Source organism: Kitasatospora sp. NPDC097643, from assembly GCF_040302625.1.
GTDB lineage: Bacteria > Actinomycetota > Actinomycetes > Streptomycetales > Streptomycetaceae > Kitasatospora.
The window spans coordinates 136808-163602 of record NZ_JBEOSA010000002.1 but is presented as its reverse complement, the minus strand read 5'-3'; the positions used below and the strand labels follow the sequence as shown (position 1 = coordinate 163602).

Below are 26795 nucleotides of genomic sequence, written 5' to 3'. Positions count from 1 at the left end.
CGCTACGCCAACCGTGGAGCCTCACGAAATCGGGCTTTTAGCCGCCCCCGACATTCCCCGGCGGGGCGGGCCGACAGCCGCAGGCCCCGACCGACCCAGGGGAGCGCCGCCGGAGCCGGCGCCAGGTGCACGACCAGGGCACCTTCAGGCGCGGGCGATCGCCTCGTGGTGCCGGATCACCTCGGCGATGATGAAGTTGAGGAACTTCTCGGCGAAGACCGGGTCCAGCTTCGCCCCGGCCGCCAGCTCCCGCAGCCGCTTGATCTGGTCCCGCTCGCGCGCCGGGTCCGCCGGCGGCAGCTTGTGCTCGGCCTTCAGCCGACCGACCCGCTGGGTCGCCTTGAAGCGTTCGGCCAGCATGTGGACCACTGCGGCGTCGATGTTGTCGATGCTCTCACGCAGACTGGTCAGCTCCGCCCGCACGGCGTCGTCGATCCCGTCGGTCGGGCCGGCGTCGGGGGTCGTGGGGTGGTCCGTCATCGGGGTGGCTCCGGGCATCGGGGGTGGCACCCGGCCGTACGGCGACCGGGCTCGGGCCCGGGCAAATCTAACAGGGCACCCGGCTCGAACCCGCACGATTTGGCTGATCCGTCCACGATCCGGACAGCGGCCCGGGCTGCGTTCCGGACAGTGTTCCGGGCTGCGTCCGGACGACGTTCCGGGCTGCGTCCGGACGGCGTTCCGGTGGGCGGGGCCGGGTCCCGCCGTAGGCTGGTGCGTGCATGACCGGAAGTGACGAATCAGCAGTCCCTCAGTAACGGAGGTACCGATCGTGGCAACCACCCGCACCGCCCGCACCGCCTGGGAAGGCGATCTGATCCACGGCCAGGGGCAGGTGACCCTCGCCTCGTCCGGGATCGGCACGTACCCCGTCTCCTGGCCGGCCCGCACCGAGGAGCCCAACGGCAAGACCAGCCCTGAGGAGCTCATCGCGGCTGCTCACTCCGCCTGCTTCTCGATGGCGTTCTCGCACGCCCTGGCGGGCGCCGGCACCCCGCCCACCAAGCTGGACACCCAGGCCGACGTCACCTTCCAGCCCGGGGCCGGGATCACCGGCATCCACCTGACCGTCATCGGCGAGGTGCCCGGGCTGGACGAGGCCGGCTTCATCCAGGCCGCCGAGGGCGCCAAGGCCAACTGCCCGGTCAGCAAGGCCCTCACCGGCACCACCATCACCCTCACGGCCAAGCTGGCCTGACGCCCCGCCGGATCTCCCCGCCCCGCCCCGACGCGACCCCGGCGCCACTCCCGGCGCGCGCCCCGCGCTCAGGGGCGCGGCTTCGGCGCACGCGCCCCTGGCGCACATCATGTGATGTGCACCGGGGGCGTCTGCACGTTCTGCCATGCATGATCCCAAAGGGGGCGAATCACCCTGGCGGCGGTCACCGCCCGTTGTCACCGCGGCCTATGATCGGCCGCAGCGCCCTGTTCTTCACACGGGTCTCCGCGCGTCAGCGCCCCACGCCGGGCGCCCCGCACCGGACCGACTCCGAGGACCGCGACAGAGTGCGGAGCCGACCGCCGGAGTCCCGAGCGACCGGCCGGACCAGCGTCAAGCGTCAGCAGCGGACGGGAGCATGCCGTGCCGGGCCAGAACGAGGGGGCCGACGCACACCACCCACGCGTGCGGCACGAGGAGGCGCAGCACCGTCGCCCCTTCACCGCGCCGGCCCTCCACCCGGCCACCGACCCCACCGGCGCCGCCGGTTGTGCGGGGGCGGCGAGCACCGTCCTGGACGGCCCCGGCCCGCTCCTCTGCCCCACCTGCTCGGCGCCGCTGACCAACGGCGCGCACCCGGCCGCAGTCCCCGACGGTGCAGTCCCCGACGGCGCGGACCGCGAGGAGGGCGGGTCCGACCGCCTGCTGGCCGCGCTGCGGGCCAGCGAGTCCCGCTTCCGGGCCGCCTTCTGCGACGCGGTCATCGGGATGGCCCTGATCGACCCCGAGGACCGGATCATCGAGGTCAACCCGGCCTTCGCGGCACTCATCGGACGCGGCGTCGGAGAACTGGTCCGCACCCATCTGCACGAGATCATCGACCCGGGCGGCATGCCGCGCCGGCTCTTCCCCGAGCTCGTCCGCAGCGGGCGGGAACGGTTCCGCGTGGAGAAGCAGCTCAAGCACCGCGAGGGCCGGACCGTCTGGAGCAAGGTCACCGTCTCCCTGATCCGGGACAGCGCCGGTCAGCCGCTCTACACCCTCGCGCTGGTGGAGGACATCACCGAGCAGCGGCGCCTCGGCGACCGCCTGGAGTACCAGGCCCTGCACGACCCGCTGACCCGACTGCCCAACCGGACCCTCTTCTTCGAACGCCTCGACGCGGCCTGCCTGACGGCCACCGCTGCGGCCGGTCCGGGGGCCGAGGTCTCGGACGCCGACGGGGCCGGGGCCGGGGCCGAAGTTGGGGCTGCTCCCACGGCTGGACCCGCGCCGGCATCCGTGTCGGTGTCACTGCCTGCGCCGGCACCGCTGACGGAAGCGACGACGGGACCGATGACGGCGAACGGGCGCCGGGTGGGCGTCTGTTACCTGGATCTGGACGGCTTCGCGGCGATCAACGAGACCCTCGGCCACCACATCGGCGACCAGTTGCTGATCGCCGTCGCCACCCGGCTGCGCCGCGGGTTCTCCGGCCGCGACGCACACCTGGTGGCCCGGATGGGCGGGGACGAGTTCGCCGTCCTGGTCACCGACAGCCGGGGCAGCGAGCAGCTGACCGACCTCGCCGCGCGGATCCTCTCGGTGCTGGAACGTCCCTTCGACGTGGCCGGGCACCGTCTGGTGATCACCGCCAGCGTGGGCGTGGTCGAGCGGTCCGTGCACGAGACCACCCCGACCGACCTGGTCAAGGACGCCGACGCCACGCTCTACTGGTCCAAGGCCGACGGCCGCGCCCGCTGGACCCTCTACGACCCGGACCGCGGCGCCCACCAGCTGACCCGCCAACTGCTCGCCACCGCACTGCGGCCGGCCCTGGAACGCGGCGAGTTCACCATCGAGTACCAGCCGCTGGTCGGCCTGGCCGACGGCGCCGTACACGGCGCGGAGGCCCTGGTCCGCTGGCGTCACCCCCGCTACGGGACGCTCTCCCCGGACCGCTTCATCCCGCTCGCCGAGGAGACGGGCGCGATCGTGCCGCTCGGCAAGTGGGTGCTGGAGGAGTCCTGCCGTCAGGCACGGCAGTGGCTCACCGAGTTCCCCGAGACCGAGACCTTCGTGAGCGTCAATCTGGCGGCCCGGCAGATCTGGGATTCCGACGTGGTCGCGGACGTCGCCCGGGCCCTCGAACGCACCGGACTTCCGGCCCGCCTGCTCCAGCTGGAGATCACCGAGAGCGCCCTGCTCGGCCCCGGCGGCCGCCCGCTGCAAGCCTTGCAGGCCCTCGCGGACATGGGCGTGCGGATCGCGATCGACGATTTCGGCACCGGCTACTCCAACCTGGCCTACCTCTCCCGGCTCCCGGTGCACGTGCTCAAGCTCGACGGCACCTTCATCGAGGGCTTCCGCGACCCGGCTCCGGCCGGCCGCCCGGAGCTCCCCGAGCTCGGCTCGCGCCGAAGCGACGCCGACGAGCAGATCGTCGGGGCGATGGTGCAGCTGGCCCACACCCTCGGCCTGACCGTCACGGCCGAGGGCATCGAGAACGCCGCCCAGGCCGAGCGGCTGCGGCTGACCGGCTGCGACACCGCCCAGGGCTGGTACTTCGCCCGGCCGGGCGAGGCCGAGCGGGTCGCGGCCATACTCCGCGAGGGCCGGCCCCGCCCGGTCGGCCGGTAACCGGATCCGGGCGGGGAGGCCGGGCAGGGGCAGGAGCGGGGACATGGGCAGGGGCTGCGGAGGCCGGGTCGCGTCACCCGGCCCGCGCGCTGTCAGTCCGCTGCCGTCCGGATCGTGCCGTCAGGCTCCTGCCGTCAGGCCGTACGCCTCGGCGATCAGGCCGTAGGAGCGGAGCCGGGCCTCGTGGCCGTGGATGTTCGAGGTGACCATCAGCTCGTCCACCCCGGTCCGCTTGCGCAGGGCCTCCAACCCGTCCGCGACCTGGCCCGGGGTGCCCAGGACGATGTTGTCGAGCCAGCCGTCGATGAAGTCCGCCTCGACCGGGCTGTACGGGTAGGACTCGGCCTCCTCCGGGGTCGGGACCAGCCCGGGGGTGCCGCGCCGGATCCGGAGCATGCCGAGGGCGCCGGACCGCGCGAGGCGACGGGCGGTGGCCTCGTCATCGGCGGCCACCGCGCCCACCCCGATCAGCGCGTACGGCTCGGTGAGCACCTCTGACGGCCGGAAGGAGTCCCGGTAGAGGTCGAGGGCCGGGAGCGTGTTGGCGCTGCTGAAGTGGTGCGCGAACGCGAACGGCAGACCGAGACGGCCGGCCAGCTGGGCGCTGAAGCCGGAGGAGCCGAGCAGCCAGATCGGCGGGCGCCCCTCGCCCTTGGGGACGGCGGTCAGCCGGGAGTAGGGGTGCCCGGGCGGGAAGTCGCCGTCCAGGAAGTGGGTCAGCTCGGCGAGTTGCTGCGGGAAGTCGTCCGCGCCTTCGGCGAGGCCGCGGCGAAGCGCCCGGGCGGTGGCCTGGTCGGTGCCGGGGGCACGGCCGAGTCCGAGGTCGATCCGGCCGGGGTGCAGGGCCTCCAGCAGGCCGAACTGCTCGGCGATGGTCAGCGGGGCGTGGTTGGGGAGCATGACCCCGCCCGAGCCGAGCCGAAGCCGAGTGGTGTTGGCACCGAGGTGGGCCAACAGGACGGCCGGGGTTGAGCTGGCCACCCCGGGCATGCCGTGGTGCTCGGCCACCCAGAAGCGGTGGTACCCCCACTGCTCGGCCTTCTGGGCCAGCGTGGTGGTCACGGTCAGCGCCTCGGCGGGCGTGTAGCCGGCGCCGACGGTGGCGAGGTCGAGGATCGAGAGCGGAGCGGGTGCCGTACCGCGGGCGGTGCCCCGGATCGCCGCGTCGGCCCGCGGCTCCGTCCCGTGCTCGTGCTCCTGCTGGTCCTCGGTGGTCATGCCCTCCGCCCTCCTGGCTGTCCTTGAGCCGGTTGTTCCGGGCGACCGCGCGCAGGGCTCGGGTGGCCCCGCGGTCGCTGCTTCCGTAGGGGGCCAACCACCGCGCCGGGCCCACTGTTCCCGGCTCCGCGACGCCCGGGCGCCGACCTGCCCAGAGGCTGTTCCGGGCCTGCACAGCACCAGTCCACCAACCGATCGTTCGGCCGACGGACAGTCAACATTGCTGCTCGGATGGCGACTTCACGCCAGCGCCGGAAGTCGCCAGGCCCAGGGCTCGCGATCGGCGGCCGGCGTCCGGCAGGCTAGTGATCAGGAGCGGGTCACCCAACGGGATCCGCGATCCGCCAGCAAGATCGTCGGGCTGGACCAGCGCCGATCGATCCCCGCGAGCCCCCGGAGCGGCACCCCGCTCCGGGGGCTCGCGCCTTGGTGGCGCCGGCCGCCCCGAGGCAAGGGCCACGACCGAGGCCAGGCCACCCCTGTCCGATGCGACGCAACGCGTGAGCGTCCGGCCACAAACCACCCCGCCACTAGCCAGGCTCCGGCAGCCCGAGCCACACTGGCCGCGGACCACAGCAGCTCAGCCTTTTGCGACGTTGATCGCCGTCCGTGAGACCCGGTACACCCGGGGTGCTTCATGGCATGAAAAGTCGAGGCGCTAGCGTTGGACCCCAGCAGCCACCTGCTCCCCCGGGCGGCGTGGAGGGAGTAAGGTCTTGGACTTCGTGGCGGCGATCGGATCCTCGTGGATCTGCGCCCTGGCGCTCTGCGCCGTGCTCGGGGACGCCCTGCTCCCATTCCTCCCCAGCGGAACGCTGGTCATCCTCGCCGTACTCAAGACCGCCCAGATCGACGGCGCTCCGGTCATGCTCGGCCTGGGCGTGGCGGCGGCGTCCTTCCTCGGCGACCTCCTGCTGCTGCACCTCGCCCGGCGCGGCGCCCCGCTCCTCCAGCGCAGACTCGCCCGGCGCCCGCGACTGGCGGCCAGCGTGACCAGGGTCCAGCGGGCACTGATCGAACGCCCGCACGGGGCGGCCGCCGCGATGGTGGTGATCGCCCGGTTCGTCCCGGCCGGGCGGACCGTGCTGGACCTGGCCATCGGCCACTCCGCCGCCCATCCGCACCGGTTCCTGCACTGGTCGGCGTTGGCGGCACTGGTCTGGGCCGCGTACATCGTGACGCTGGGCTGGCTGAACAGCCACTGGTTCGACACCGCGTGGCTGAGCATGGCCGTCTCCTGCACTGCCGCCACCATCGTCAGCACCGCCATCGCGCGAATAGTTCGCCGCAGCCGGCGACTGACCTCGCTCTGAACCACTCCGCGCCGGCCGCTCCACGCGCCGCGGCCTCGGTCTGCCCGGACGTGCGGCGGACCATATCAGGCACCGGCGAACTCCAACCGGCCCCGGCGAAGCGGCGGTACCGTACTCCCTTGGCGCCGTGAGGTGCGAAGCGTCACAGGTCGGCAACAGACAACGCATCCGTGCAGCCCAGCCGGGTGCGGACGACGTGTTGACTGTCGTCGGACCTCGGCGACCTTGGTGGCCGTTGCGACCACATGACATGCTAACGGCGGAATAATCATCAATTGCCCGATTTGACCGGTAAGGCCTGAGCAGCCCTCACCACCGGCGTCGGTACCCAGGGGAGACCATGACCAGCATCTCGCGCAGGACGGTGCTCAGTGCGACCGCTGCGACCGCAGCCCTCGGCGCGGTCTCGGCCTGTTCCAGCAGCGGATCAAGTAAGAGCCCGGTCTCCTCCCCCACCTCCGGCGGCAGCACCAGCGACGCCCCGCAGACCGGCACGCCCGACCCGGCCAAGGCGGTGGTTCCCAAGGGCACCCCGATCGGCGACGGTTCCAACGCGGACACCGGCCCGCAGCCGAACCAGCCGAAGCCCGAGAAGCTCAAGCCCGGTGAGCGGCCGCCCCAGTTCGTCGTGTTCTCGTGGGACGGCGCGGGCGGCACCGACGACAACCAGTTCCCCCGCTTCCTCAAGCTGGCGGAGCAGTACAAGGCGTCGATGACCTTCTTCCTCTCCGGGATATACACCCTGCCCAAGGGCAAGGCCGACCTGTACCACCCGCCGAAGCACTCGGTCGGTGCCTCCGACATCCCGTACCTGTCGGACGGCGCGGTCAAGAGCACGATCAAGCTCATCAGCCAGGCCTGGCTGGCCGGGCACGAGATCGGAACCCACTTCAACGGGCACTTCTGCTCCAGCCGCCCGGACAAGAACGGGGTCAACATGTGGACCCCGGAGGACTGGCAGAGCGAGATCGACCAGGCGATCGGCTTCGTCACCCAGTGGCGGACCAACACCGGTTTCACCGACGTCGACCCGCTTCCCTTCGACTACAAGAAGGAGCTCATAGGCGGCCGGACCCCGTGCCTGGAGGGGCAGAAGGCACTGCTCCCGACCGCCGCGAAGCTGGGCTGGAAGTACGACGCCAGCTCCTCGGGCGGCCAGCAGATATGGCCGCAGAAGGTGCAGGACGGCAAGGTCTGGGACTTCCCGCTGCAGTCGATCCCGTTCCCCGGGCACACCTTCCAGGTGCTGTCGATGGACTACAACATCCTGGCCAACCAGTCCGCCGGCACCACCAAGGGCGACCCGTCCAAGTACAACGACTGGCGCAACCAGGCCCGGGACTCCTACCTGGCCGGCTTCGACCGCGCCTACAACAGCAACCGCGCGCCGTTCTTCATCGGCAACCACTTCGAGCAGTGGAACGGCGGCATCTACATGGACGCCGTCGAGGAGACCCTCAAGACGATCGCGAGCAAGCCGGAGGTCCGGCTGGTGTCCTTCCGGCAGCTGGTCGAGTGGCTGGAGGTGCAGGACCAGTCCACCCTGCGCAAGCTGCGCACGCTCAACGTCGGCCAGGCTCCGACCGGCGGCTGGGAGACCTTCCTGGGCGCGGCGGGCTGACAACGAGGCCCACGGCCGCACACTCGACCACCTCGGCCGGCGACTGACCACCCGGTACCCGCGAGCCGGCGGACCGACGACCTGTGGCCGTGCCGGCCGCCACAGTCGGCGGGGTGAGCGCCGCGGCCGGTCGAAGTCGTCGGCGTCCGGCCGCTATTCAGCGGCGGGCCCGTCCGCGAGCAGGCTCCGGACGATGCTCTCGGCCCCCGCCTCGCCCCAGAGGATCGAGTAGTGGTTGCTGCCGGACACGAGCGCGGCCGGCACCCGGGCCGGGTCCAGGCCGGCCCGGGCGAGCCGCTGGTGGCCGTAGAGGCCCTGTGGTTCGTCGAGCAGGCCGCGTTCCGCCCAGATCAGCTCGGCCGGGCACGGCAACTGATGCACGGCCTCGGCCGCTTCGCGGTCCAGCAGGACCTGGGCGCCATCGACCTGGACGGCCTCCAGCACGCAGGAGGAGTGCAGTTCGGGCTCGGTGCCGATGAGATCGCGCTGGGTGTAAGTATCGATCTCCGCCGACCACCCGGCACTCAGGGCCGGGTGGTCCCGCCAGAACTTCCGGTAGGCCTCCCGGTCCGGAAAGGTCATCGACAGCCGCGCGAGCGCAGGCCCGAGCACCGCGGCCAGGGCGTCCTCCTCGCGGACGCCGTCCGGCAGCGGGAAGCTCACCCCGCCGTCCACCAACAGCACCCGCCGGACGAGCTCCGGATGCCGGACGGCGGCCAGGGCGGTGACCCAGGCGCCCATGGAGTGGCCGACCACGGTGGCGGGCCCCACACCGAGGGCCGTGATCAGCGCGGCCACGTCGTCGGCGTGCCGGGCCAGCCCGTACGGTCCGGCGACCGCGCGGCTGGCGCCGCGGCCCCGGAGGTCGGGCGCGAGTAGGGTGACCCGCCCGGCGAGCCGTCGCGCGACCTCGTACCAGGCAAGCCCGTTGGCGGTGATGCCGTGCACCGCCACGACCGTCGCGGCCCCCGGCTCGGCGGCGGGCCACCGCAGGACGGTCAGGTCCCCACCGGACACGGGGACGCTCAACTCCTCCGGCTTCAGGGATGACTGGCTCACGCGGGGCTACCTCCGGCGGGGCGAGCGGTCCGGACATTCGCCGGCGTCCGGACGGAACGGGCGGATCTGGCGGCGCGGATGCGGGCAGGCAGTCTAGCCAGGCCGCCGGGCAGCAGGTAGACCACCACGACGAACAAGCCGCCTAGCAGGAAGAGGGGTTGGGAGAGTGGCACCCGCAGCGCTGCGGGCAGCTCCGCGATCGTCGCGGAGTTGGCGAGGTCCCCGAGGCGGTGGCCGGCCCAGGTGTAGAGGACGCCGCCGAGCAACGGGCCCCAGCGGGTGCCGGATCCGCCGAGAACCACCATGACCAGGAGAGCGAGGGTGGCGTCCGAGCTCGCGGCCTGCGGGGTGGCCCCGCCGGTCAGGAGCAGGTAGACCACCCCGCCCAGCCCGGCGAGCGCCCCGGCGAGGACGAAGGCGACCAACTTGTAGCCGTAGGGCCGTAGTCCGAGCACCTCGACCCGGCGCTCGTTCTCCTTGATGCCCTCCCAGACCCGACCGGTCGGGGAGTTGACGGACCAGTGGACCACGGCGAGCGTCAGCACCAGGTAGCCGACGGCGATCCAGTAGAGGTTGGCGGTGTTCTCGATGCCGAGCAGCCCGGAGGGCAGCAGGTCGGCCGGAGCGGAGCGGCCCTCCTCGCCACCCGTGACGCCACCGGGGTTGCGCTGGACGAGGATCGAGCCGGCTTGGGCGAAGGCGAGGGTGACCATGGAGAAGCCGATGCCGGTGACGCGGAGGCTGACCGAGCCGAGCAGCAGGGCCAACGCCGCGGTACAAGCGACGCCGAAGAGCGCGGCGGCGGCGAACGGCAGTCGCAGCTCCAGCATGCCGAGGTCGGTGGCGTAGAGGCCGGTCGCGAAGTAGAGCGCGTGGCCGAAGGAGAGCAGTCCGGTACGGCCGAGCAGGAGGTCGTAGCCGGTGGCGAGGGCCCCGTAGAGCAGGCACAGGGCGAGGAGTTGGAGACTTCCGGGGCTGCCGAGCGGGCCGTCGAGCAGTCCCGGGACGGGAAGCGCACTATATGGGGCGACAAGGAGCGTGATCAGCAGAGCGATCGGCCACCAGCGTAGTGCTCGGTTCGTTCGTGTCCAGCGGTGATTGATTGAATCACCTGTTCGAGTGACGGCTCTCCACTCGTTCGTGTGTCCAGGCGGTATTTCGGCTTGGCTGATGTCGGTCCCCTCTGCCACAGTGCCGGTGTCGACGGAGCTGGTGTCAGTCCCCTTCGCCGACAGGGTGGTTGCGGCAGGGCTGGTGTCAGTCCCCCCTGTTGCAGCGGCGGCGCCACGGTCGACCGCGGGGCCACCGGTGCTCGTGATCGGAGTATCGGCGCTCACGCGAGCCTCCCGGTGAGTCCACGGGGTCGGACCAGAAGCAGGACGGCGAGCAGGACGACGACCGAGAGGTCGCCGAGCCCGGCACCGGTGTAGTAGTTGGCGAACTGCTGCACAAGGCCGACGCCCACCGAGGCCGCGGCGGCTCCGGTGACCGAGCCCATGCCGCCCATCACCACGACGACGAAGGCGAAGATGAGCAGGCCGGTCCCCTGACCGGGGTTGACCGAACCGAAGTAGAGGCCGCCGAGGGCGCCGCCGAGCGCGGCGGCCGCCCCACCGAGGGCGAAGACGAGGGTGAACGCCCTGCGGACGTCGATACCGAGCGCCGTGACCATCGCCCGGTCCTCGACGCCGGCCCGGACGATCAGCCCGTAGCGGGTGCGGGCGAGGAACAACCGAAGAGCGAGCAGCAGCACCGCAGCGGCGGCCACGAGCACGAAGCGATTGACCGGGACGGTCGCACCGAGCAGGTGCCAGGTGCCGGAGAGCACGGCCGGCTGGGGGAAGGGGCGGGCGTCCGCGCCCCAGATCCCCATCAGGAGGGCGGGCACGGCGAGGCCGACGCCGACAGTGGCGAGGATCTGGTCGCGTGGGCGGCTGTAGAGCGGCCGGATCAGGAAGAGCTCCAGCAGGACGGCCGCGGCCGTCCCGACCAGGGTGCCGAAGGGCACGGCGAGCCAGAAGGAGAGGCCCGCCTCGGCACCGGCCCACCAGGTGGCATAGGCGCCGATGGAGAGCAGGGCGCCGTGCGCGAAGTTCAGCACGTCCATCAGACCGAAGATCAGCGACAGACCGGAGGCGACCAGGAAGTACAACGCACCGAGACCGAGTCCGGTACAGGAGAGGAGAACGACGGTGTCCATCAGGGCTTCACCTCGGCGGTGACGACAGCGGCGGCCGGGGAGCCGACCGGCGGGGAGCCGCCGGCGGCCGGTCGGCGGGTGCCGACACCGAGCAGACGGCGAGCGGCCTCCTCATCGGCCAGCAGCGCGGCGGTGTCGCCCTGGTGGGCGGTACGACCGTCGGCCAGGACGGCACAGGTGCCGGCGAGTCGGCGGACGAGGGCGAGGTTCTGCTCGACCAGGAGAACGGGCACGGCCTCGGCCGCCCGCGCCAGCACGTCGGCCACCTCGGCGACGATCTTCGGCGCCAGACCCTTGGTGGGTTCATCGGCGATGATCAACCGGTTGCGATTGAGCAGCGTCCGGCCGATCGCCACCATCTGCTGCTGGCCACCGGAGAGCGTCCCGGCCAACTGTCCGGCCCGCTGCTTGAGTTCGGGGAAGAGCTCGTGAACGAGCCGATAGTTCGGCTCGTCCCCGCCCGACACCCCGATCGGCGCTCCGCCCGACGCCCCGTCGACATCGCTCCGGACGGCGCGCTCGGCGAGGCGAAGGTTCTCGGCGACCGTCAGACCGGCGAAGATCCCGCGGTCCTCGGGCGCATAGCCGACGCCATGACGAACCACCAGGTGCGTCGGGAGGGAGGAGAGTTCCACACCGGAGAAACGGATGCTTCCGGTACGCGGCACCAGGCCCATCACGGCCTTGACGGTAGTGGTCTTGCCCGCGCCGTTTCGGCCCAGAAGGGCGGTGACCCCGGCGGGCGCCACGTCGAGGTCGACGCCGTGCAGGATGTGCAGCCCGTCGATGACCACCCGCAGATCGCGGACGGAGAGGAGGGGATCGGTAGCGGACACGGACGTTGGATCCGCGGCAGGAGAGGAGGTCACAGCGCCTCGCCCAGGTAGGCCTGTTGCACGGTGGAGTCGGCCATCACGGCCTCGGGGGTGTCCAGGGCGAGCAGCGCGCCGTGGTGCATCACGGCCAGACGATCGGCGAGCCCGAGCAGGACGTCCATGTGGTGTTCGACCATCAGGACCGTCCGGCCGAGGTCGCGGTGCACGGAGCGGATCAGTTCGGTGAGGGCGGGCACCTCCTCGGCGCTGACCCCGGCCATCGGCTCGTCCAGCAGGATCAGACGGGGGTCGGCGACGAGCAGGACGGCAAGCTCCAGCTTGCGCTTCTCGCCGTGCGAGAGCGCGCCGGCCAATGTGCCGGCGCGATGGGTGAGTTCGGTGCGGCGCAGGGTCTCGGCCAACTGGTCCTCGTAACGATCGGCGCGGCGCCAGATCCGGTACGAGGCACGTGGTCCGGCCGCCGCCTGGGCGGCCAGGCGGACATGGTCGGCGACGGTCATCCCCGGCCAGAGGGAGGAGGTCTGGAAGGTCCGGCCGAGCCCGCGGCGCGCCCTGGCGTGCACGGCCTCGGCGGTCACGTCCGCACCGTCGAGGTGGAGACGGCCCTGGCTCGCCGGGTAGATGCCGGAGATCAAGTTGAAGAGGGAGGTCTTGCCGGCACCGTTGGGCCCGATGAAGGCGATGAACTCGCCCTCGCCGACCGAGAAGGAGACGTCCTCGACGATCGGCACACCGCGGACGGACCAGCCGAGCCCGTCCAGCCGCAGCACCGGGGCGGTCCGGCCGCCGCCCTCGGAGAGCGGTGCCGCACCGACGGGACGGGAACCGGAGGAGGAAGGAGTGGAAGCACGCACGGGCATGGGGATCAGCCCGCCATCGGGGTGACCGGGGGCGCCACCTCGTCCGCGGTCAGGGTCTTCTCCACCGAGGGCTTGGCTGCGGCACCGGTGCCGGTCAGCCGGACCTGGAACATCGGCTGGAGGAGGGCGTGGTCCTCGGCGCGCACCGTGGTGCGGCCCTTCACCCCGTCGAAGCTCCAGCCCTCCAGCGCCTTGACCAGGGACGACGTGTCCTCGGCGGAGCCGTGGTTGGCCTCGACGGCGTGCACGATCAGCTGGGCGGCGGTGAAGCCGTCGGGGGTGAAGATGTCGGGCCTCCCGCCGGCGGCGGTGACGGCCTCGTCCATGGCCTTCTCCACCGGGGTGCCGGCGGCGCCACCGAAGTAGTGATTCAGAAAGGAGATCTTCTCGCCGGCCGGACCGAACAACGGGTAGGAGGCGGCCAGGTCCAGGCCGGTGACGACCTTGGTGCCGGTGAACACGTCCTGCTGGTTGAGCGCCGTCCACAGGGCCGACGCGGTGTCGCCGGCCCAGGCGACGAACAGCAGGTCGGGCTTGGCGGTCTTGGCCTGGGTGGCGAACGGGGTCAGGTCGGTGGCGCTCGGCGGGGCGAGCACCTGCTCGACCGTCGCGCCCTGGGTGCCGAGCACGGCCTTGACGGCGGCCACGTTGGCCTGCCCGAAGGCGTTGTCCTGAGCGAGCACGGTGACCTTCTTGCCCTTGGCGTCACCGATGAACGAGGCCGCGGTGCGGATGTCCTGGTAGGACTGGCGGCCGGAACGGAAGGTGTACTTGTTCAAGCCGGTGACCTTGTCGGCGGCGGCCGGGCCGCTGACGAAGAGCACCTTGTTCTGGGCGGCGATCGGGCCGACCTGGAGGGCGACGCCCGAGGCGGTGGAGCCGGCCAGGACCTTGTAGCCCTTGCCGATCAGGTCCTTGGCGGCGGACACCGCCTTGGCCGGGTCGCCCGCGTCGTCCTGCTCCTCGAACTCGATCCGGTGTCCGTCGACCGCACCAGTGCCCTTGGTCGCGTAGGCCAGGCCGGCCTTGAAGCCCTCCAGGTACTGCTTGCCGTAGGCGGCGAGCGGCCCGGTCTTGGAGTACACCAGGCCGACCTTGACCGGGCTCTTCGTGCCGCCGGCGTCCGCCGAGCTCGTCCCGGCGGTGCCGGCCTTGGCGCAGCCCGCGGCGAGCAGCACGCAGGCCGCGACGGCGGCGAGCTTCCGGGCCGGGCCGCCGGTCACGGCCTCGCCCGGGCGGGCGCCGGAGGCGGTCCTGGTGGGGACTGTCGAGCTGCGCATGGTGACCGACTCCTGGGGGTGCGGCGGGTGGATGCCGGAACCGTAGGTGTGCGGTGGGAGGGGCGACATGTGCCCGGGCGACGCATCAGCCCGCGTTGATGTGGCTTCGGTCGACATACCGCCCGGCCGGCGCCGCCCCTCGGGCATCCCGGTGTGGCCCGCCGACACGGGCCCGTATCCGGGCATGGGGGCGGGCGCCATGGCTGGGGTGGCCCGTGCCCGGTGACGGTGGAGGGGCGGGGCGGCCCCTCGGCAGCGCCCTCCGGTGGAGCCATCCGGCAGCGCTCTCCGGTGGAGCCGCGCGTCCGGCTTCAGCGCCTCCGGTAGAGCCCTTCGGTATCAACCGCCCGCCCGGCCGCCCCGCCCTCCCTCTCCCACGTCCCACTCCTCATGAGGTGATCCCTTGGACAAGGTCCTGGACTCCCCCGCCGATGCCGTCGGGGACATCCCCGACGGTGCGGTGCTGGCCGTCGGCGGCTTCGGCCTCTGCGGCATCCCGAGCACGCTGATCGATGCGCTGGAGGCCGCCGGCGCCACCGGCCTGCAAGTGGTCTCGAACAACTGCGGGGTGGACGACTGGGGGCTGGGCCTGCTGCTGCGGGCGGGCCGGATCGCCCGGATGACCTCCTCGTACGTCGGCGAGAACAAGGAGTTCGCCCGGCAGTACCTGTCCGGTGAGCTGGAGGTGGAGCTGACCCCGCAGGGCACGCTGGCGGAGCGGTTGCGGGCCGGCGGCTCCGGCATCCCGGCGTTCTACACCCCCGCCGGGGTGGGCACCCAGGTCGAGGAGGGCGGGCTGCCCTGGCGCTACGCGGCGGACGGTTCGGTGGCCCTGGCCTCACCGGCCAAGGAGGTCCGGGAGTTCGGCGGCCGCCGGTACCTCCTGGAGGAGGCGATCACCGCGGACTACGCGCTGGTCCGGGCCGAGGTGGCGGACCGGCACGGCAACTGCGTGTTCCACGCGGCCGCCCGCAACTTCAACCCGCTCTGCGCGGCTGCCGGCCGGATCACGCTGGTCGAGGCGGACCGGATCGTCGAGCCCGGAGCGCTGGATCCGGACGCCGTGCACCTGCCCGGGGTGTACGTGGACCGGGTGGTGGCCGCCGACCCCGAGGACCGGCGCATCGAGCGCCGGACCGTCCGCTCCGCACTCCAGGAGGCCTGAGCCGATGTCCACCACCCCGGCCGCCCTGGCCACCTCGGCCACCCCGGCCATGCCGTCCATGTCGTCCATGCCGACGAGCCCGGCCACCCCGGCGAGTGCCGGGCGCGTTGCCCCGACCGCGCTCGACCCGCGCAACGCACTGGCCGCGCGGGCGGCCCGTGAGCTGCGCGACGGGCAGTACGTGAACCTGGGCATCGGCCTGCCCACCCTGATCCCCAGTCACCTCCCGCCGGGTGTGGAGGTGGTGCTGCACTCGGAGAACGGCATCCTGGGCGTGGGGCCTTACCCGCTGGACGGCACCGAGCACGCCGATCTGATCAACGCCGGGAAGGAGACGGTGACGGTCGCACCCGGCGCCGCGTACTTCGACTCGGCCTTCTCGTTCGGCATGGTCCGGGCCGGCCGGATCGACGTCTCGGTGCTCGGCGCGATGCAGGTCTCGGCCACCGGCGATCTCGCCAACTGGATGATCCCCGGCAAGACGGTCAAGGGCATGGGCGGCGCGATGGACCTCGTGCACGGGGCCTGCCGGCTGATCGTCGTCATGGAGCACACCGCCCGGGACGGCTCCCCGAAGATCGTCGAGGAACTCTCACTTCCCGCTACAGGGAGGGGAGTTGTGGACCGGATCGTGACCGACCTGGCCGTCGTCGACGTGACCCCGGAGGGGCTGCGGGCGGTGGAGACGGCACCGGGCGTGGGGTTCGCGGAGGTCCAGGCGGCGACCGGCGCGCCCCTGCTCCCGCCGCGCTGAACGCAGCGGAACCCCGAACTGGCCGAACGGGCCAAACGCGCCAACCGCCGTGACCCGGCCGGATCGCCGTCCCCTGGATGGTCCGGCCGGAGTTCACCCGCCCTTTCGGGGCATCTCCGGCGAACTCCCGCACGAAAACCGCACCGATATCACCATCCGGTCGCGGTGTGGCTTGGAACCGTACTTTCTTCACGCCTACGCGGTGATCATTTCCCAGATCGGTTGCGATCACGCCTGCCCTCCGGGAGAGTTGGCAGGGTCATGGATCCCGCGCACCCGGAGGGGAAGCCGGGAAGCGCCGGATCCCGCATTCGAAGTCACCGCGCAGTCGCACAATAAAATCGCTCGCATACGCTTTACGCGATTGACAGCCCGGAAACTGCCTGGAAACACCGCAGTTCACCGGGCGGTGTTCTGCTTGGACGGCTTCCGAGGCAGGCGAAGCAAAGCTCCGGGGGGAGCGGATCCAGCCCGTCGTACGCGGCCGGTCGGGCGCACCAGAGGACATCGGGTCGCATACCCCCGGTCGGAACACGCACCAAGGGGTCCGCCACCACGGTCGGCCCCGCCGGGGGGAGCTGACGATGACCTTGCCGTTCTCGCGACAGAAGGACGCCGGAACGGCCCGCGGACGAAGCGCCGGGGACGTCGACGACGCCCTGGCCGCCGTACCCGTGCCCGAAGCCCCTTACGACTACGGCCACTTCAGCCGGCTCGCCGGTCCGGCGGTCGATCCGGACGAGGACGAGGACCTTCACGACGGCGTGTACGGCAGCGTGTACGGCCCCGGCGCGTACGGCGAGGAAGCGTACGCCGACGACACGTACGCCGACGGCACGTACGGCGGCACGCGCGAGGACGGGCACGAGGACGGGTACGACGGCGGGCGCGACGCCCCGTACCGGGTCCAGTACCGCAGCCTGTTACGCCGCGAGCCGCACCGGATCCGGGCCGGGCTGCTGTTGGCGGCGGCCCCGGTGGTGGAGGCGGTGCTGCTGATCTGGCTGCTGCTGCCGGAGCACTGGCCGGAGCGGCCCGGCGAGACGGACGCCCTGGTGCTGCTCGGCGACAAGGTGATGATCGGGATCATCGCCGTGGTCGAGGTGTTCCGGCTGGTCAACGTGGTCTCCAACACCCATGCCACGCTCGTCGCCCGCGATCCGGTACCGGTGACGCCGCGGTCCGGCACCCGGGTGGCCTTCCTCACCACCTGCGTGCCGGGCAAGGAGCCCCCGGAGATGGTGCGGGCCACGCTCGTCGCGGCGCGTGCCGTCCGGCACGACGGCCCGTACGACGTCTGGCTGCTGGACGAGGGAAACGATCCTGCGATGCAGGCGCTCTGCGCCGAGCTGGGCGTGCACCACTTCAGCCGGTTCGGCCGGCCGCACTGGAACCAGCCCCGGGGCCGCTTCCGTGCCCGTACCAAGCACGGCAACTACAACGCCTGGTTGCAGGCGCACGGGGACGACTACGACTTCTGGGTCTCGGTCGACACCGACCACGTCCCGCTGCCGGACTTCTGCGAGCGGATGCTCGGCTACTTCCGCGACCCCGACGTGGCATTCGTGGTCGGACCCCAGGTGTACGGGAACTACCGGAGCTCCGGTTCGGCCGTCACCAAATTCGCGGAGAGCCAGCAGTACCTCTTCCACGCACTCATCCAGCGCGCCGGAAACCGTTACGGCGCGCCCATGTTCGTCGGCACCAACAACGCGGTGAGAATCCGCGCGCTCCAGTCGATCGGCGGGTTGTACGACTCCATCACGGAGGATATGGCGACCGGCCTGGAGTTCCACCGGAGCCGAAACCCGGAGACTGGTGAACGCTGGAAGTCCGTGTACACCCCGGACGTCCTCGCGGTCGGCGAGGGACCGGCCTCCTGGACCGACTTCTTCTCCCAGCAACTGCGCTGGAGCCGCGGCACCTACGAGACGCTGCTCACCCAGTACTGGCGGGTGCTCTGGCGGCTGTCGCCCGGGCGGCTGCTCAACTACTCGCTGATGGTCGGCTTCTACCCGATGGCGGCCCTGACCTGGCTGCTCGGCGGGGTGTCCAGCGTGCTCTACCTGGTGTTCGGCGCCTCGGGCGTCCACGTGTCGTCCGAGATCTGGATGATGCTGTACAGCGACGCCGCCGCCCTCCAACTGCTGCTCTACACCTGGAACCGCAAGCACAACGTGAGCCCGCACGAGCCGGCCGGCTCCTCCGGGGTCGCGGGCATGATGATGTCGGCGCTGTGCGGTCCGGTCTACGCGGCCTCGCTGTTGCAGGCGCTGGTACGGCGGCGCAGCCGCTTCGTGGTGACGCCGAAGGGGCGGTCGATCAGCCCCGACCGGGTGGGCACCTTCCGCTTCCACCTGTTCTGGGCGCTGGTGTTCGGCGGCGCGATCGCCGCGTCCTTCCACACCGGCTACGACCACGCCGCCATGCGCACCTGGGCGTGGCTCGCGCTGGGCCTGACCGTACTGCCGGTCCTGGTCCTGGCCGGCGACGCCGTCCGCCGTCGGCGCACCCGGCCCACGGCCACCCTCACCGTGACCGGCGGTCGCGCGGAGGCCCCGAAGGTCGTCCTGGAGAAGCGCCGCCCCCGGCACGCCCGCGACCCACGGAACGCGTCGACGGATCCGGTGGGCCCGGTGGGGCCCGCGCCGCTCCCACCGACCACCGCACCGGCCCTGGACGGCACGACCGCCACCACCCGCTGAACCCGCCCCGCTCGCCACACCCCGCACGTCTCGCCCCGCACTCCGCACGAACCGCACGCCGCACGCCGCACCGACCAAGCGCACGAACCGAACCGAACGAGGGGACCGACCACCGTGAAGATCCACAAGACCGGCCGGACCAAGCGCTTCGCCCTCGGCAGCACCGTCGCGCTGACCGTGGCCGGGATGAACGCCCCCGCCGTCCTCGGCTTCGCCACCGAGCAGTACCACCAGTACGTGATCAACCGCCCCGAGTACAAGGCGGAGTACGGCCACTGGCAGACCCTGACCCTGCCCGCCGAGTTCCGGGTCAACGCCGTCCACGCCACCCTGCTGCGCACCGGCAAGGTCCTCATCGTGGCCGGCTCCGGCAACGACGAGAAGCACTTCGCCGCGGGCACCTTCAAGAGCCTGCTCTGGGACCCGGCCAACAACACCTACAAGCTGGTACCCACCCCGGCCGACATGTTCTGCGGCGGCCACAGCTCGCTGCCCGACGGCCGGCTGCTGGTGGCCGGCGGCACCGCACGGTACGAGAAGCTGGCGGGTGCGGTGAAGAAGGCGGCCGGCGTCATGCGGGTGCGCAACGAGAGCCCGGAACGCGCCCGGACCTTCCCCAAGGGCACGGTCTTCGTCGCCCCGAACGGGCGCGAGTACGCCTCCACCGCCGCGGTGACCGTCCCGGCCGCGGTGAAGACCGGCTCGGGCAAGCAGACCGTCGTCACCGCCGGCGAGCAGCACGTGTTCGTCGAGGCGGTCGGGGAGGGCGCCGACTTCGTCGCCAACTCCCGTACCCAGTACCGGATCAAGGGCCTGACCGAGGCCGACGCCCACAACCTGTACGGCCAGAGCGAGAAGCTCACCCTGGACAAGCAGGAGTACCAGGGCATCCGCTCCGCCTTCGAGTTCAACCCGGACACCGAACTGTACGAGCAGGTCACCGACATGGCGTACGCCCGGTGGTACCCGACGCTGACCGGGCTCGGCGACGGCCGGGTGGTCACCGTGTCGGGGCTGGACGACACCGGGGAGATCCTCAACGGCAACAACAACGAGGTCTACGACCCGAAGAGCAAGACCTGGTCCAAGGCCCCCGACCGGTACTTCCCGACCTACCCGTCGCTCTTCCTCACCGCCGCCGGCAAGCTCTTCTACTCCGGCTCCAACGCCGGTTACGGCCCGGCCGAGAAGGGCCGCGCGCCGGGCGTCTGGGACCTGTCGAACAACGGCTTCCAGCCCGTCCCCGGCCTGCGCGACCCCGCCCTCACCGAGACCTCGTCCTCGGTGCTGCTGCCGCCCGCGCAGGCGCAGAAGGTGATGGTGCTCGGCGGCGGGGGCGTCGGTGAGTCGCCGCTGTCCACCGCCCGCACCGACATCGCCGACCTGTCCGCCGCCGAGCCCGTCTTCACCCCGGGCCCGGACCTGCCGGCGGGCGGCACCCGCTACCTCAACAGCGTGATCCTGCCGGACGACACCGTGTTCACCACCGGCGGCTCCAGCGGCTACCGGGGCCGGGGCGGCAGCGACCTGCTCAAGGCGCAGGTCTACCACCCGGGCAGCAACTCCTTCACCACCGCCGCCGAGCCGACCGTCGGCCGCGACTACCACTCCGAGGCGCTGCTGCTGCCGGACGGCCGGGTGGCCGTGCTCGGCTCCAACCCGCTGTTCGCGGACAAGGCCGAGACCACCCCGGGCGGCTTCGAGCAGCGCATCGAGATCTACACCCCGCCGTACCTGTTCCACGGCGACCGCCCGCAGGTGGGCGCCGCGCCGGAGACCGCGAGGCTCGGCGGCACCGTCACCGTCGGCACCGGGCGGCCGGACGCGGTCACCACGGCCAAACTGATCCGGCCGAGTTCGGTCACCCACGTGACGGACGTCGAGCAGCGGTCGGTGGCCCTGGACATCACCGGGCGCTCGGCGGACGGGGTCGCGCTCGCCCTCCCGGGCAACCCCAACCTGTTGCCGCCCGGGTGGTACATGCTGTTCCTGACGGACGCCGCCGGGACCCCGTCGGTCGCGCGCTGGATCAAGGTCACCGGGTGAACGTCCGGGCAGTGCGCAGCCCCAGCGGGCAGGACAGCCCCAACAGGCGGGAGGGCCTCAACTGGCAGGCCGGCCTCAACGGGCGGACTGCGCCAGGCCCAGCGCGTACGGCAGCCAGAACTCGCCCGCCCGGGGCTCGCCCCGGCCGCACTCGCCGTCCGACTCCCCCGGGTTCTTGATCCACAGGTACGCGTCGACCCCGACCCGGCCGGTGTCGGCGGTCGGCCGCTCACCGAGCGCGCGCCCGGCTGGGTTGCACCAGGCGTCGCCGCCCAGCGGCCCGTTGCCGTTGCGGCTGGTGTCGATGACGAAGTGCTTCCCGCCCAGGGCGGCGGAGAGGCCGGCACCGTACGCCGCGTTCCGGTCGGTGCCGTAGTAGTTGGAGACGTTCACGGCGAAGCCGTCCGCCGCGCCGATCCCGGACTTGCGCAGGGCGGTGGCCAGTTCGGCCGGGTCCAGCGACCAGCCGGGGTTGCCCGCGTCGACGTAGACCCGCACCTGCGGGCGCTTCTTCAGCTCCTGGACAGCGAAGGCCAGCAGCCCGTACCGCTCGGCGGCCAGGTCGCCCTTGAGCCCGCAGTTGTCCAGGGTGTGCGCGACGGCGTCCGGCTCCAGCACCACCCAGGCCTTGCGGTCGCCGAGCGCCTCCGCGACGCCGCTGATCCAGGCCCGGTAGGAGGCGGCGTCGGTGGCGCCGCCGGCCGAGTAGAGGCCGCAGTCGCGGTGCGGGATGTTGTAGGCGACGAAGACGGCCGTGCGGTCCGCCTCGGCGGCCCGGCGGCTCACCTGCTCGGCGATCTCCTTGGCGCCCTGCTCGCCGAGCCACTGCGAGGAGGGCTGGGCGGCGATCCGCAGCAGCGTGTCGGCCTCGGCCGTCCGGCCCTGACCGCGCAGGGCCGCGACCTGGCGGGCGGCGGAGGTCTGGTCGGAGACGTAGAAGGCCTGTCCGGGGAGCTGCGGGAGGCCCGCCGACCCGGGTGCGGCACCGGAGTTGGGCGCGGCACCGGGACCGGGTTCAGCAGCCGAGCCCGCCGGTCCGGGGCTCGACGCGGTGGTGCCGCTCCGGCTGCCGGTCGAGCCGCCACAGCCCGCCGCACCCAGCGCCAGTGCGACCAGGACCGCCCCCACGGCCCGTCGGAATCCCGCTGTCCGTCCCACCCGGCGCACGTGCCGCCCCTCCCCCAGACCCGGTCCGGCGACCCGGTCGGCACCAGCTAAGCACACCCGGTGCGGGGTGGCCGCCACGGGCGGTGAACGGAGGGTGGCCGTGAGCGAACGAGGTGGCAACGCGCCCCACCGCCCGCCCACGCCCCCCGGTGGGTGCTCAGCCCTGCTTCAGGTCCGGCACCCGCCAGTCGATCGACTCGCCGCCGAAGCCGTCCAGCGCGGCGTTGATCTGCGAGAACGGACGGCTGCCGAAGAACAGCTTGGCGGACAGCGGCGACGGGTGCGCGCCCTGCACCACCACGTGCTTGTCGGTGTCGATCAGCGGCAGCTTCTTCTTCGCGTAGTTGCCCCACAGCACGAAGACCACCGGCTCCTCACGCTCGCTCACCGCCTTGATCACCGCGTCGGTGAACTTCTCCCAGCCCTTCGCCTTGTGCGAGTTGGCCTCGTGCGCGCGGACCGTGAGCACCGCGTTGAGCAGCAGCACGCCCTGCTCGGCCCAGTGCATCAGGTAGCCGTTGTCCGGGGCCGGGATACCCAGGTCGGCGTCCAGCTCCTTGAAGATGTTGCGCAGCGAGGGCGGCGTCTTGGTGCCGGGCAGCACCGAGAAGCTCATGCCGTGGGCCTGGCCGTTGTCGTGGTACGGGTCCTGGCCGAGCACGAGCACCCGGACCTTGTCGTACGGGGTGGCCTCCAGCGCGGCGAACTCCTGGCCGCTCGGCGGAAACACCTCGTGCTCCGCGCGCTGGGCCGCCACGAAGGCCGCCAGCTCGGCGAAGTACGGCTTCTCCGTCTCGGCGCCCAGCACCGCGCGCCAGGACTCGGGCAGCTCCAGACCGCCGCCCGCGCCGGCCCCGACCACGCCCGCCTCGACCGTGTCCGTCACGACATCTACCTCCCACACCGCGGCCTTTGGGCCGCACGCCCTTTTTCACCCCGAACGCTACACAGCCCCACTGACAGCTCACTCCACCGGAGCGGAGACCGGGGAATCGACGGCGGCGGGCGCCGGGGAGCCGAGGGCAGCGGAGGCGGCGGAGGCAGAGGAGGCGGCAGCAGCTCGCGCCACCCGCAGGTGCTCCACCACGTTGAGCCCCACCAGCAGCGCCGCCAACGCCACCAGCACCGCGAGCGCCGGCAGCCGGACCATCGCCGGGAGCAGCGCCAGCACCAGCACCGCCGCGGCGATCCGGGTCGTCGCGACCTGCCGGAACATCATCCAGCGGGTGTACCCGAAGGTCAGCAGGTACAGCGCGCACCCGCCGTACAGCAGCGCCACCGACCCGGGGCCGAGCGTCTGCCACGGGTCCGCGACGGTCTCCCCGAAGCCGACCGCGACCCCGATCACCCCGGCGGCCAGCGCCAGGTGCCCGTACTGGAAGATCCGGCGGATGACGTCCCGGCGGGAGTCGGCGATCACCACGGCGTGCCGCATCGCGTCCGCCGCGTAGACGAAGTACTGCCACCACAGCCCCGCCGAGATGGTGAACGCGGCCGCGACGGCGGCGAGTTCGGCGGCGTCCAGCCGGGCACCGGCGGCCGTCCCGCCGATCCCGACGATCGACTCGCCGAGCGCCACCAGCAGGAACAGCGCGAACCGCTCCGGCATGTGCGCCGGGTGGTACGCGACCGCGGCCAGTCGCCGCCGGAACACCACCGGGGCGGCGAGGTCGCAGAGCGCCGCCGCCGCCCACAGCGCCAGTCGCGGCCCGTCCGGCAGCAGTCCGCCGACCACCAGCAGCGGCCCGCTGACCAGCACCCCCGCCCCGTACGGACCGCGCCAGACGCCGGGGATGCGGATCAGCAGGAGCAGCAGCACCACCCGGGCCAGCCAGTACCCGGCGCCGAGCAGCACGCCGCGCCCGCCGTACGCGCCGGGCACGGCGAGCGCCATGAACAGGCCCGCCAGCCCGACGGCGAGGATGCCCAGGCGGTCCCGCGGGTTGTCCACGTCCCGGATGTTGGCCTGCACGGTGGTGCCCACCCAGCACCAGTACACCGGCACGAAGACCACCAGCGCCCGGGCGACGCCCGTCCAGTCGTGGTGGTGGTGCAGCAGCCCGGACACCTGGGTGATCGCGAAGACGAAGACCAGGTCGAAGTAGAGCTCGGCCCAGGTGACCCGCTTCTCCTCCGCGAGTCCCGGTGCTTCCCCCGTCGTGCTCATCCGCCCCTGCCTCCCCACACATACGAATCCACCGGTACGAAACCAGCGGTACGAAACCGCCGACAGGAAACCGCCGGCACGAACCCGCCGGTGCGCAACGGGCCCCGCTCCGGCGAACGGCCGGAACGGGGCCCGCGACGGCACCGCAGAGGCTAGACCAGGTCGACCAGGTCCGCGATCGACTTGACCACCCGGGTCGGCCGGTACGGGAAGCGCTCGACGTCGGCGGCGGCGGTGAGGCCGGTGAGCACCAGGATGGTCTCCATGCCGGCCTCCATGCCCGCGACGATGTCGGTGTCCATCCGGTCGCCGATCATCACCGCGGTCTCGGAGTGGGCCCCGGCGGTGTTCAGCGCCTCACGCATCATCAGCGGGTTGGGCTTGCCGACGAAGTACGGCTCGACGCCGGTGGCCTTGGTGATCAGCGCGGCGACCGAGCCGGTGGCCGGCAGCACGCCCTCGGTGGAGGGGCCGGTCTCGTCCGGGTTGGTGCAGATGAACCGGGCGCCCTGGTTGATCAGGCGGATCGCCTTGGTCAGCGCCTCGAAGCTGTAGGTCCGGGTCTCGCCCCGCACGAATAGAACATGCTTCGCATACCCTGGCTCCAGCACAACCGAGAGAGTCACATGCGCATAGTAGTCGGCGGGTACGCCCGCATCAGTGATGTTGGAGAGCTAGGGGACGGCCGAGATGGCAAGGAAGGGGTCATCCGACAACAGGAGGACATCCACGCGCTCGTCAAGGGCCGTGGCCTGTCTCTGGGCCGGATGTACGTCGACAACGACTTGTCGGCCTTCAAGCGCCGGGTAGTCCGGCCTGACTACCAGGACCTGGTGCACGACCTGGAAGCTGGGGCCGTGTCGGGGATCGCGGCATACAACATCGACCGCATCACGCGGCAGCCACGCGAGCTCGAACGCATCATCGACATCTACGAGACGGCTCGCCGGCCTATGGTCTTCGCCACAACCGCCGGCGACTACGACCTCGCGACAGAGGACGGCCGCTTCAACGCCCGCCTGTACGTCATGATCGCGAACAAGTTCTCCGCCGACGCAGCCCGGCGTGTCGCACGACAGAAGAAGGCCACCGCCACCTCGGGGCAAGCTCACCAGGGCCAGCGTGCCTTCGGCTGGAAGCAGGATGGGACAGTCGAGGACTGGGAGGCTGCGCTCATCGACAAGTCCCAGCTCGACATTCTGAATGGAAAGCTGCTTTCCGAGGTGCACGCCGAGTGGGCAGAGCTGGGAGTGCGCGGCCCCCAGACTCCTCCCGGGAAAACTCTCTCGTATTCCAGTGTGCGATATATCCTCACTAATCCTCGCCTCTGCGGCTACCGGGCATACATACCTGTAGCGGTTCGCGAACAGCAAGGCCGGGTGGACCCTTGGGAGCACATCCTCGAGCGGACCGACGGAACTCCCGTCATCGGCGAATGGGACAAGGTCAGTTCTGCCGACCAGGTCCGAGCAGTGGTGGATGTCCTAAACGCACGCAAGCCGAAGGGCCGTGGTCGCAAGAAGGGATCGACTGTGACGGTCCGCAAGCTCACCGGGACGTCTCGCTGCGGCGACTGCGGACACGGAATGACTTCCGGCCAGTACACGGAAGGCACTTCGAGCTTTGAACAGTGGGGCTACTACTACCACTGCAAGAAGTCCGAGGGCGGATGCGGCAAGATGAGCAGGTGCGGCCCGCCCATTGAGGACCTGGTTGATTCCGCGCTCCTGGCGCGACTCCAGCAGGCGGCGAAGGGCTCCAAGCCTCAGAAATCGCAGGACGACCCAGCGCTAGTAAAGGCGCGAAAGGAACTCGCCCAGGTCGAAGCCGACATGGCCGAGGCCCGCCAACTGCGCGAGTCCGGAGAGTTCCCGCTTGGCGAATTCGTCCGGGAAATCAGTCGCCTGGAGACCAAGCGAGATGAACTGTCAGCGAGCGTCTCCACCATGAACGTCATGGGCCCTCAGACGGGCGTCTCCGCCGCTGAGCGAATACTACGCGAATGGGATGGATACACCATCCCAATGCAACGGTCGGTGATCAGCCGGTTTGTCGAGGCCGTAGTGATCAAGAAGCAGGGCAAGGGTGGAAATCATGAATTCAGGCCCGAGCTAATCGAGATCGTCTGGAAGTAGTCGCTACTGACCGGGTGCGTCGTCGGATTCTTCAAGTCGAAATCGTCGGCGCACCCAGTCAACGTCATCAGCAGTCAGCTCAGGCGCCTTCGCGAGCTCTCGAGCGAGCCACTCTTCCTTGGTCATCGAGCTACCGATCCGATCACGCCATGCCGCCGATGCGGCCCCTTCACGCGCACCCGGCACGCGGCCCCGCCTTCAGGGCGCGATCAGGATCCAGAGATTCGCGGATTTGGCTCGGCTGCCATCGGGTGATAGGTGCCCCGGGAATCCCAGCGCGGTGACCCGCAGCGCTCCGGCTGCCCCCACGGGGCCATCACCAGCCCCCATGGCCCACGACCAAGAGGTCCTGACGCATCTATCCACCGGCGACCGCCATCGCGAGCCACGGATCCCAAGTCAGGCGTCCTGCCGGGTCTTCACAAGAGGCCGCCGGCCCCGGACTCGCCCACGTGCCGGAGCCGGGTCCCGCAAGCACCGGTGTAGCGTGA

At 71.5% G+C, this 26795-nt stretch carries 20 protein-coding genes and 1 pseudogene; 9 read left to right on the top strand and 12 right to left on the bottom strand.

The window, feature by feature from the left end:
- Positions 1-144: 144 nt before the first annotated feature.
- Entirely contained in the window at positions 145-480 is a 336-nt protein-coding gene (locus ABTY15_RS02845) for a chorismate mutase (RefSeq protein ID WP_350574918.1), read from the bottom strand.
- A 292-nt stretch (positions 481-772) separates the two neighbouring features.
- Here ABTY15_RS02845 and ABTY15_RS02840 point away from each other — a divergent pair, with 292 nt between their 5' ends.
- Both ABTY15_RS02840 and ABTY15_RS02835 read left to right on the top strand, forming a co-directional pair.
- Positions 773-1198 carry an OsmC family protein gene (locus tag ABTY15_RS02840; protein WP_350574915.1) on the top strand — a complete coding sequence of 142 codons (426 nt, stop codon included), beginning with the start codon at positions 773-775 and terminating at the stop codon, positions 1196-1198.
- 384 nt (positions 1199-1582) lie between these two features.
- Complete coding sequence (locus tag ABTY15_RS02835; protein WP_350574913.1) at positions 1583-3778, top strand: putative bifunctional diguanylate cyclase/phosphodiesterase; 2196 nt, start codon at positions 1583-1585, stop codon at positions 3776-3778.
- 120 nt (positions 3779-3898) lie between these two features.
- On the opposite strand, the gene ABTY15_RS02830 is transcribed toward ABTY15_RS02835, so the two are convergent.
- Entirely contained in the window at positions 3899-4996 is a 1098-nt protein-coding gene (locus ABTY15_RS02830; RefSeq protein ID WP_350574910.1) for an LLM class flavin-dependent oxidoreductase, read from the bottom strand.
- 725 nt (positions 4997-5721) lie between these two features.
- Between ABTY15_RS02830 and ABTY15_RS02825 the strand changes: the two genes are divergently transcribed.
- Both ABTY15_RS02825 and ABTY15_RS02820 read left to right on the top strand, forming a co-directional pair.
- The gene (locus ABTY15_RS02825) at positions 5722-6309 is read left to right on the top strand and encodes a DedA family protein (protein ID WP_350575069.1); all 588 of its coding nucleotides are present in this window, start codon (positions 5722-5724) and stop codon (positions 6307-6309) included.
- 340 nt (positions 6310-6649) lie between these two features.
- Positions 6650-7930 (top strand): polysaccharide deacetylase family protein, encoded by a 1281-nt coding sequence (locus ABTY15_RS02820; RefSeq protein WP_350574908.1) that lies wholly within the window; start codon positions 6650-6652, stop codon positions 7928-7930.
- A gap of 153 nt (positions 7931-8083) precedes the next feature.
- On the opposite strand, the gene ABTY15_RS02815 is transcribed toward ABTY15_RS02820, so the two are convergent.
- The 6 genes from ABTY15_RS02815 to ABTY15_RS02790 form a co-directional block, all read right to left on the bottom strand.
- A complete protein-coding gene (locus tag ABTY15_RS02815; protein WP_350574906.1) occupies positions 8084-8989 on the bottom strand; it encodes an alpha/beta fold hydrolase in 906 nt (301 codons plus the stop codon).
- Positions 8986-10092 (bottom strand): branched-chain amino acid ABC transporter permease, encoded by a 1107-nt coding sequence (locus tag ABTY15_RS02810; RefSeq protein ID WP_350575067.1) that lies wholly within the window; start codon positions 10090-10092, stop codon positions 8986-8988. The genes ABTY15_RS02815 and ABTY15_RS02810 overlap by 4 nt, the downstream gene beginning before the upstream one ends.
- Positions 10093-10322: 230 nt before the next feature.
- Complete coding sequence (locus tag ABTY15_RS02805; RefSeq protein ID WP_350574904.1) at positions 10323-11189, bottom strand: branched-chain amino acid ABC transporter permease; 867 nt, start codon at positions 11187-11189, stop codon at positions 10323-10325.
- Positions 11189-12025: an ABC transporter ATP-binding protein gene (locus tag ABTY15_RS02800; RefSeq protein WP_350574902.1), complete on the bottom strand. Its 837-nt coding sequence runs from the start codon at positions 12023-12025 to the stop codon at positions 11189-11191. Before ABTY15_RS02800 ends, ABTY15_RS02805 begins: the two co-directional genes overlap by 1 nt.
- Before the next feature lie 29 nt (positions 12026-12054).
- Complete coding sequence (locus tag ABTY15_RS02795) at positions 12055-12885, bottom strand: ABC transporter ATP-binding protein (protein ID WP_350574900.1); 831 nt, start codon at positions 12883-12885, stop codon at positions 12055-12057.
- Between the two features lie 5 nt (positions 12886-12890).
- Positions 12891-14165, bottom strand: coding sequence for a substrate-binding domain-containing protein (locus ABTY15_RS02790; RefSeq protein WP_350574898.1), 1275 nt, complete (start codon positions 14163-14165; stop codon positions 12891-12893).
- Between the two features lie 403 nt (positions 14166-14568).
- Here ABTY15_RS02790 and ABTY15_RS02785 point away from each other — a divergent pair, with 403 nt between their 5' ends.
- The 4 genes from ABTY15_RS02785 (at position 14569) to glxA (ending at position 20835) form a co-directional block, all read left to right on the top strand.
- Entirely contained in the window at positions 14569-15330 is a 762-nt protein-coding gene (locus ABTY15_RS02785) for a CoA transferase subunit A (protein WP_350574896.1), read from the top strand.
- Between the two features lie 4 nt (positions 15331-15334).
- A complete protein-coding gene (locus ABTY15_RS02780) occupies positions 15335-16084 on the top strand; it encodes a 3-oxoacid CoA-transferase subunit B (protein WP_502893405.1) in 750 nt (249 codons plus the stop codon).
- A 584-nt stretch (positions 16085-16668) separates the two neighbouring features.
- Positions 16669-18789, top strand: a complete 2121-nt coding sequence (locus tag ABTY15_RS02775) for a glycosyltransferase family 2 protein (RefSeq protein ID WP_350574893.1) — start codon at positions 16669-16671, stop codon at positions 18787-18789.
- A gap of 114 nt (positions 18790-18903) precedes the next feature.
- On the top strand, positions 18904-20835 hold the full coding sequence (glxA, locus tag ABTY15_RS02770; RefSeq protein ID WP_502893404.1) for a radical copper oxidase GlxA: 1932 nt from the start codon (positions 18904-18906) through the stop codon (positions 20833-20835).
- A gap of 75 nt (positions 20836-20910) precedes the next feature.
- Here glxA and ABTY15_RS02765 read toward each other — a convergent pair whose 3' ends face one another.
- The 4 genes and pseudogenes from ABTY15_RS02765 to ABTY15_RS02750 all read right to left on the bottom strand — a co-directional run.
- Entirely contained in the window at positions 20911-21963 is a 1053-nt protein-coding gene (locus tag ABTY15_RS02765) for a glycoside hydrolase family 6 protein (protein ID WP_350574891.1), read from the bottom strand.
- A gap of 196 nt (positions 21964-22159) precedes the next feature.
- Entirely contained in the window at positions 22160-22888 is a 729-nt protein-coding gene (locus ABTY15_RS02760; protein ID WP_350574888.1) for a uracil-DNA glycosylase, read from the bottom strand.
- A gap of 78 nt (positions 22889-22966) precedes the next feature.
- Positions 22967-24169 carry a low temperature requirement protein A gene (locus tag ABTY15_RS02755; RefSeq protein ID WP_350574885.1) on the bottom strand — a complete coding sequence of 401 codons (1203 nt, stop codon included), beginning with the start codon at positions 24167-24169 and terminating at the stop codon, positions 22967-22969.
- Positions 24170-24321: 152 nt separating this feature from the next.
- Positions 24322-24744 (bottom strand): annotated as a pseudogene (locus ABTY15_RS02750) (HAD hydrolase-like protein); the annotation flags it as partial.
- A 51-nt stretch (positions 24745-24795) separates the two neighbouring features.
- Here ABTY15_RS02750 and ABTY15_RS02745 point away from each other — a divergent pair.
- Positions 24796-26304, top strand: coding sequence for a recombinase family protein (locus tag ABTY15_RS02745; protein ID WP_350574882.1), 1509 nt, complete (start codon positions 24796-24798; stop codon positions 26302-26304).
- The last annotated feature ends 491 nt before the right edge of the window (positions 26305-26795 follow it).

Bases quoted from the DNA above. Each gene is read 5' to 3' on its own strand.
- ABTY15_RS02795 (WP_350574900.1), bottom strand. From the start codon at position 12,885: ATGCCCGTGCGTGCTTCCACTCCTTCCTCCTCCGGTTCCCGTCCCGTC.
- ABTY15_RS02830 (WP_350574910.1), bottom strand. From the start codon at position 4,996: ATGACCACCGAGGACCAGCAGGAGCACGAGCACGGGACGGAGCCGCGG.
- ABTY15_RS02780 (WP_502893405.1), top strand. From the start codon at position 15,335: ATGTCCACCACCCCGGCCGCCCTGGCCACCTCGGCCACCCCGGCCATG.
- ABTY15_RS02845 (WP_350574918.1), bottom strand. From the start codon at position 480: ATGACGGACCACCCCACGACCCCCGACGCCGGCCCGACCGACGGGATC.
- ABTY15_RS02745 (WP_350574882.1), top strand. From the start codon at position 24,796: ATGCGCATAGTAGTCGGCGGGTACGCCCGCATCAGTGATGTTGGAGAG.
- ABTY15_RS02790 (WP_350574898.1), bottom strand. From the start codon at position 14,165: ATGCGCAGCTCGACAGTCCCCACCAGGACCGCCTCCGGCGCCCGCCCG.
- ABTY15_RS02775 (WP_350574893.1), top strand. From the start codon at position 16,669: ATGACCTTGCCGTTCTCGCGACAGAAGGACGCCGGAACGGCCCGCGGA.
- ABTY15_RS02805 (WP_350574904.1), bottom strand. From the start codon at position 11,189: ATGGACACCGTCGTTCTCCTCTCCTGTACCGGACTCGGTCTCGGTGCG.
- ABTY15_RS02820 (WP_350574908.1), top strand. From the start codon at position 6,650: ATGACCAGCATCTCGCGCAGGACGGTGCTCAGTGCGACCGCTGCGACC.
- ABTY15_RS02755 (WP_350574885.1), bottom strand. From the start codon at position 24,169: ATGAGCACGACGGGGGAAGCACCGGGACTCGCGGAGGAGAAGCGGGTC.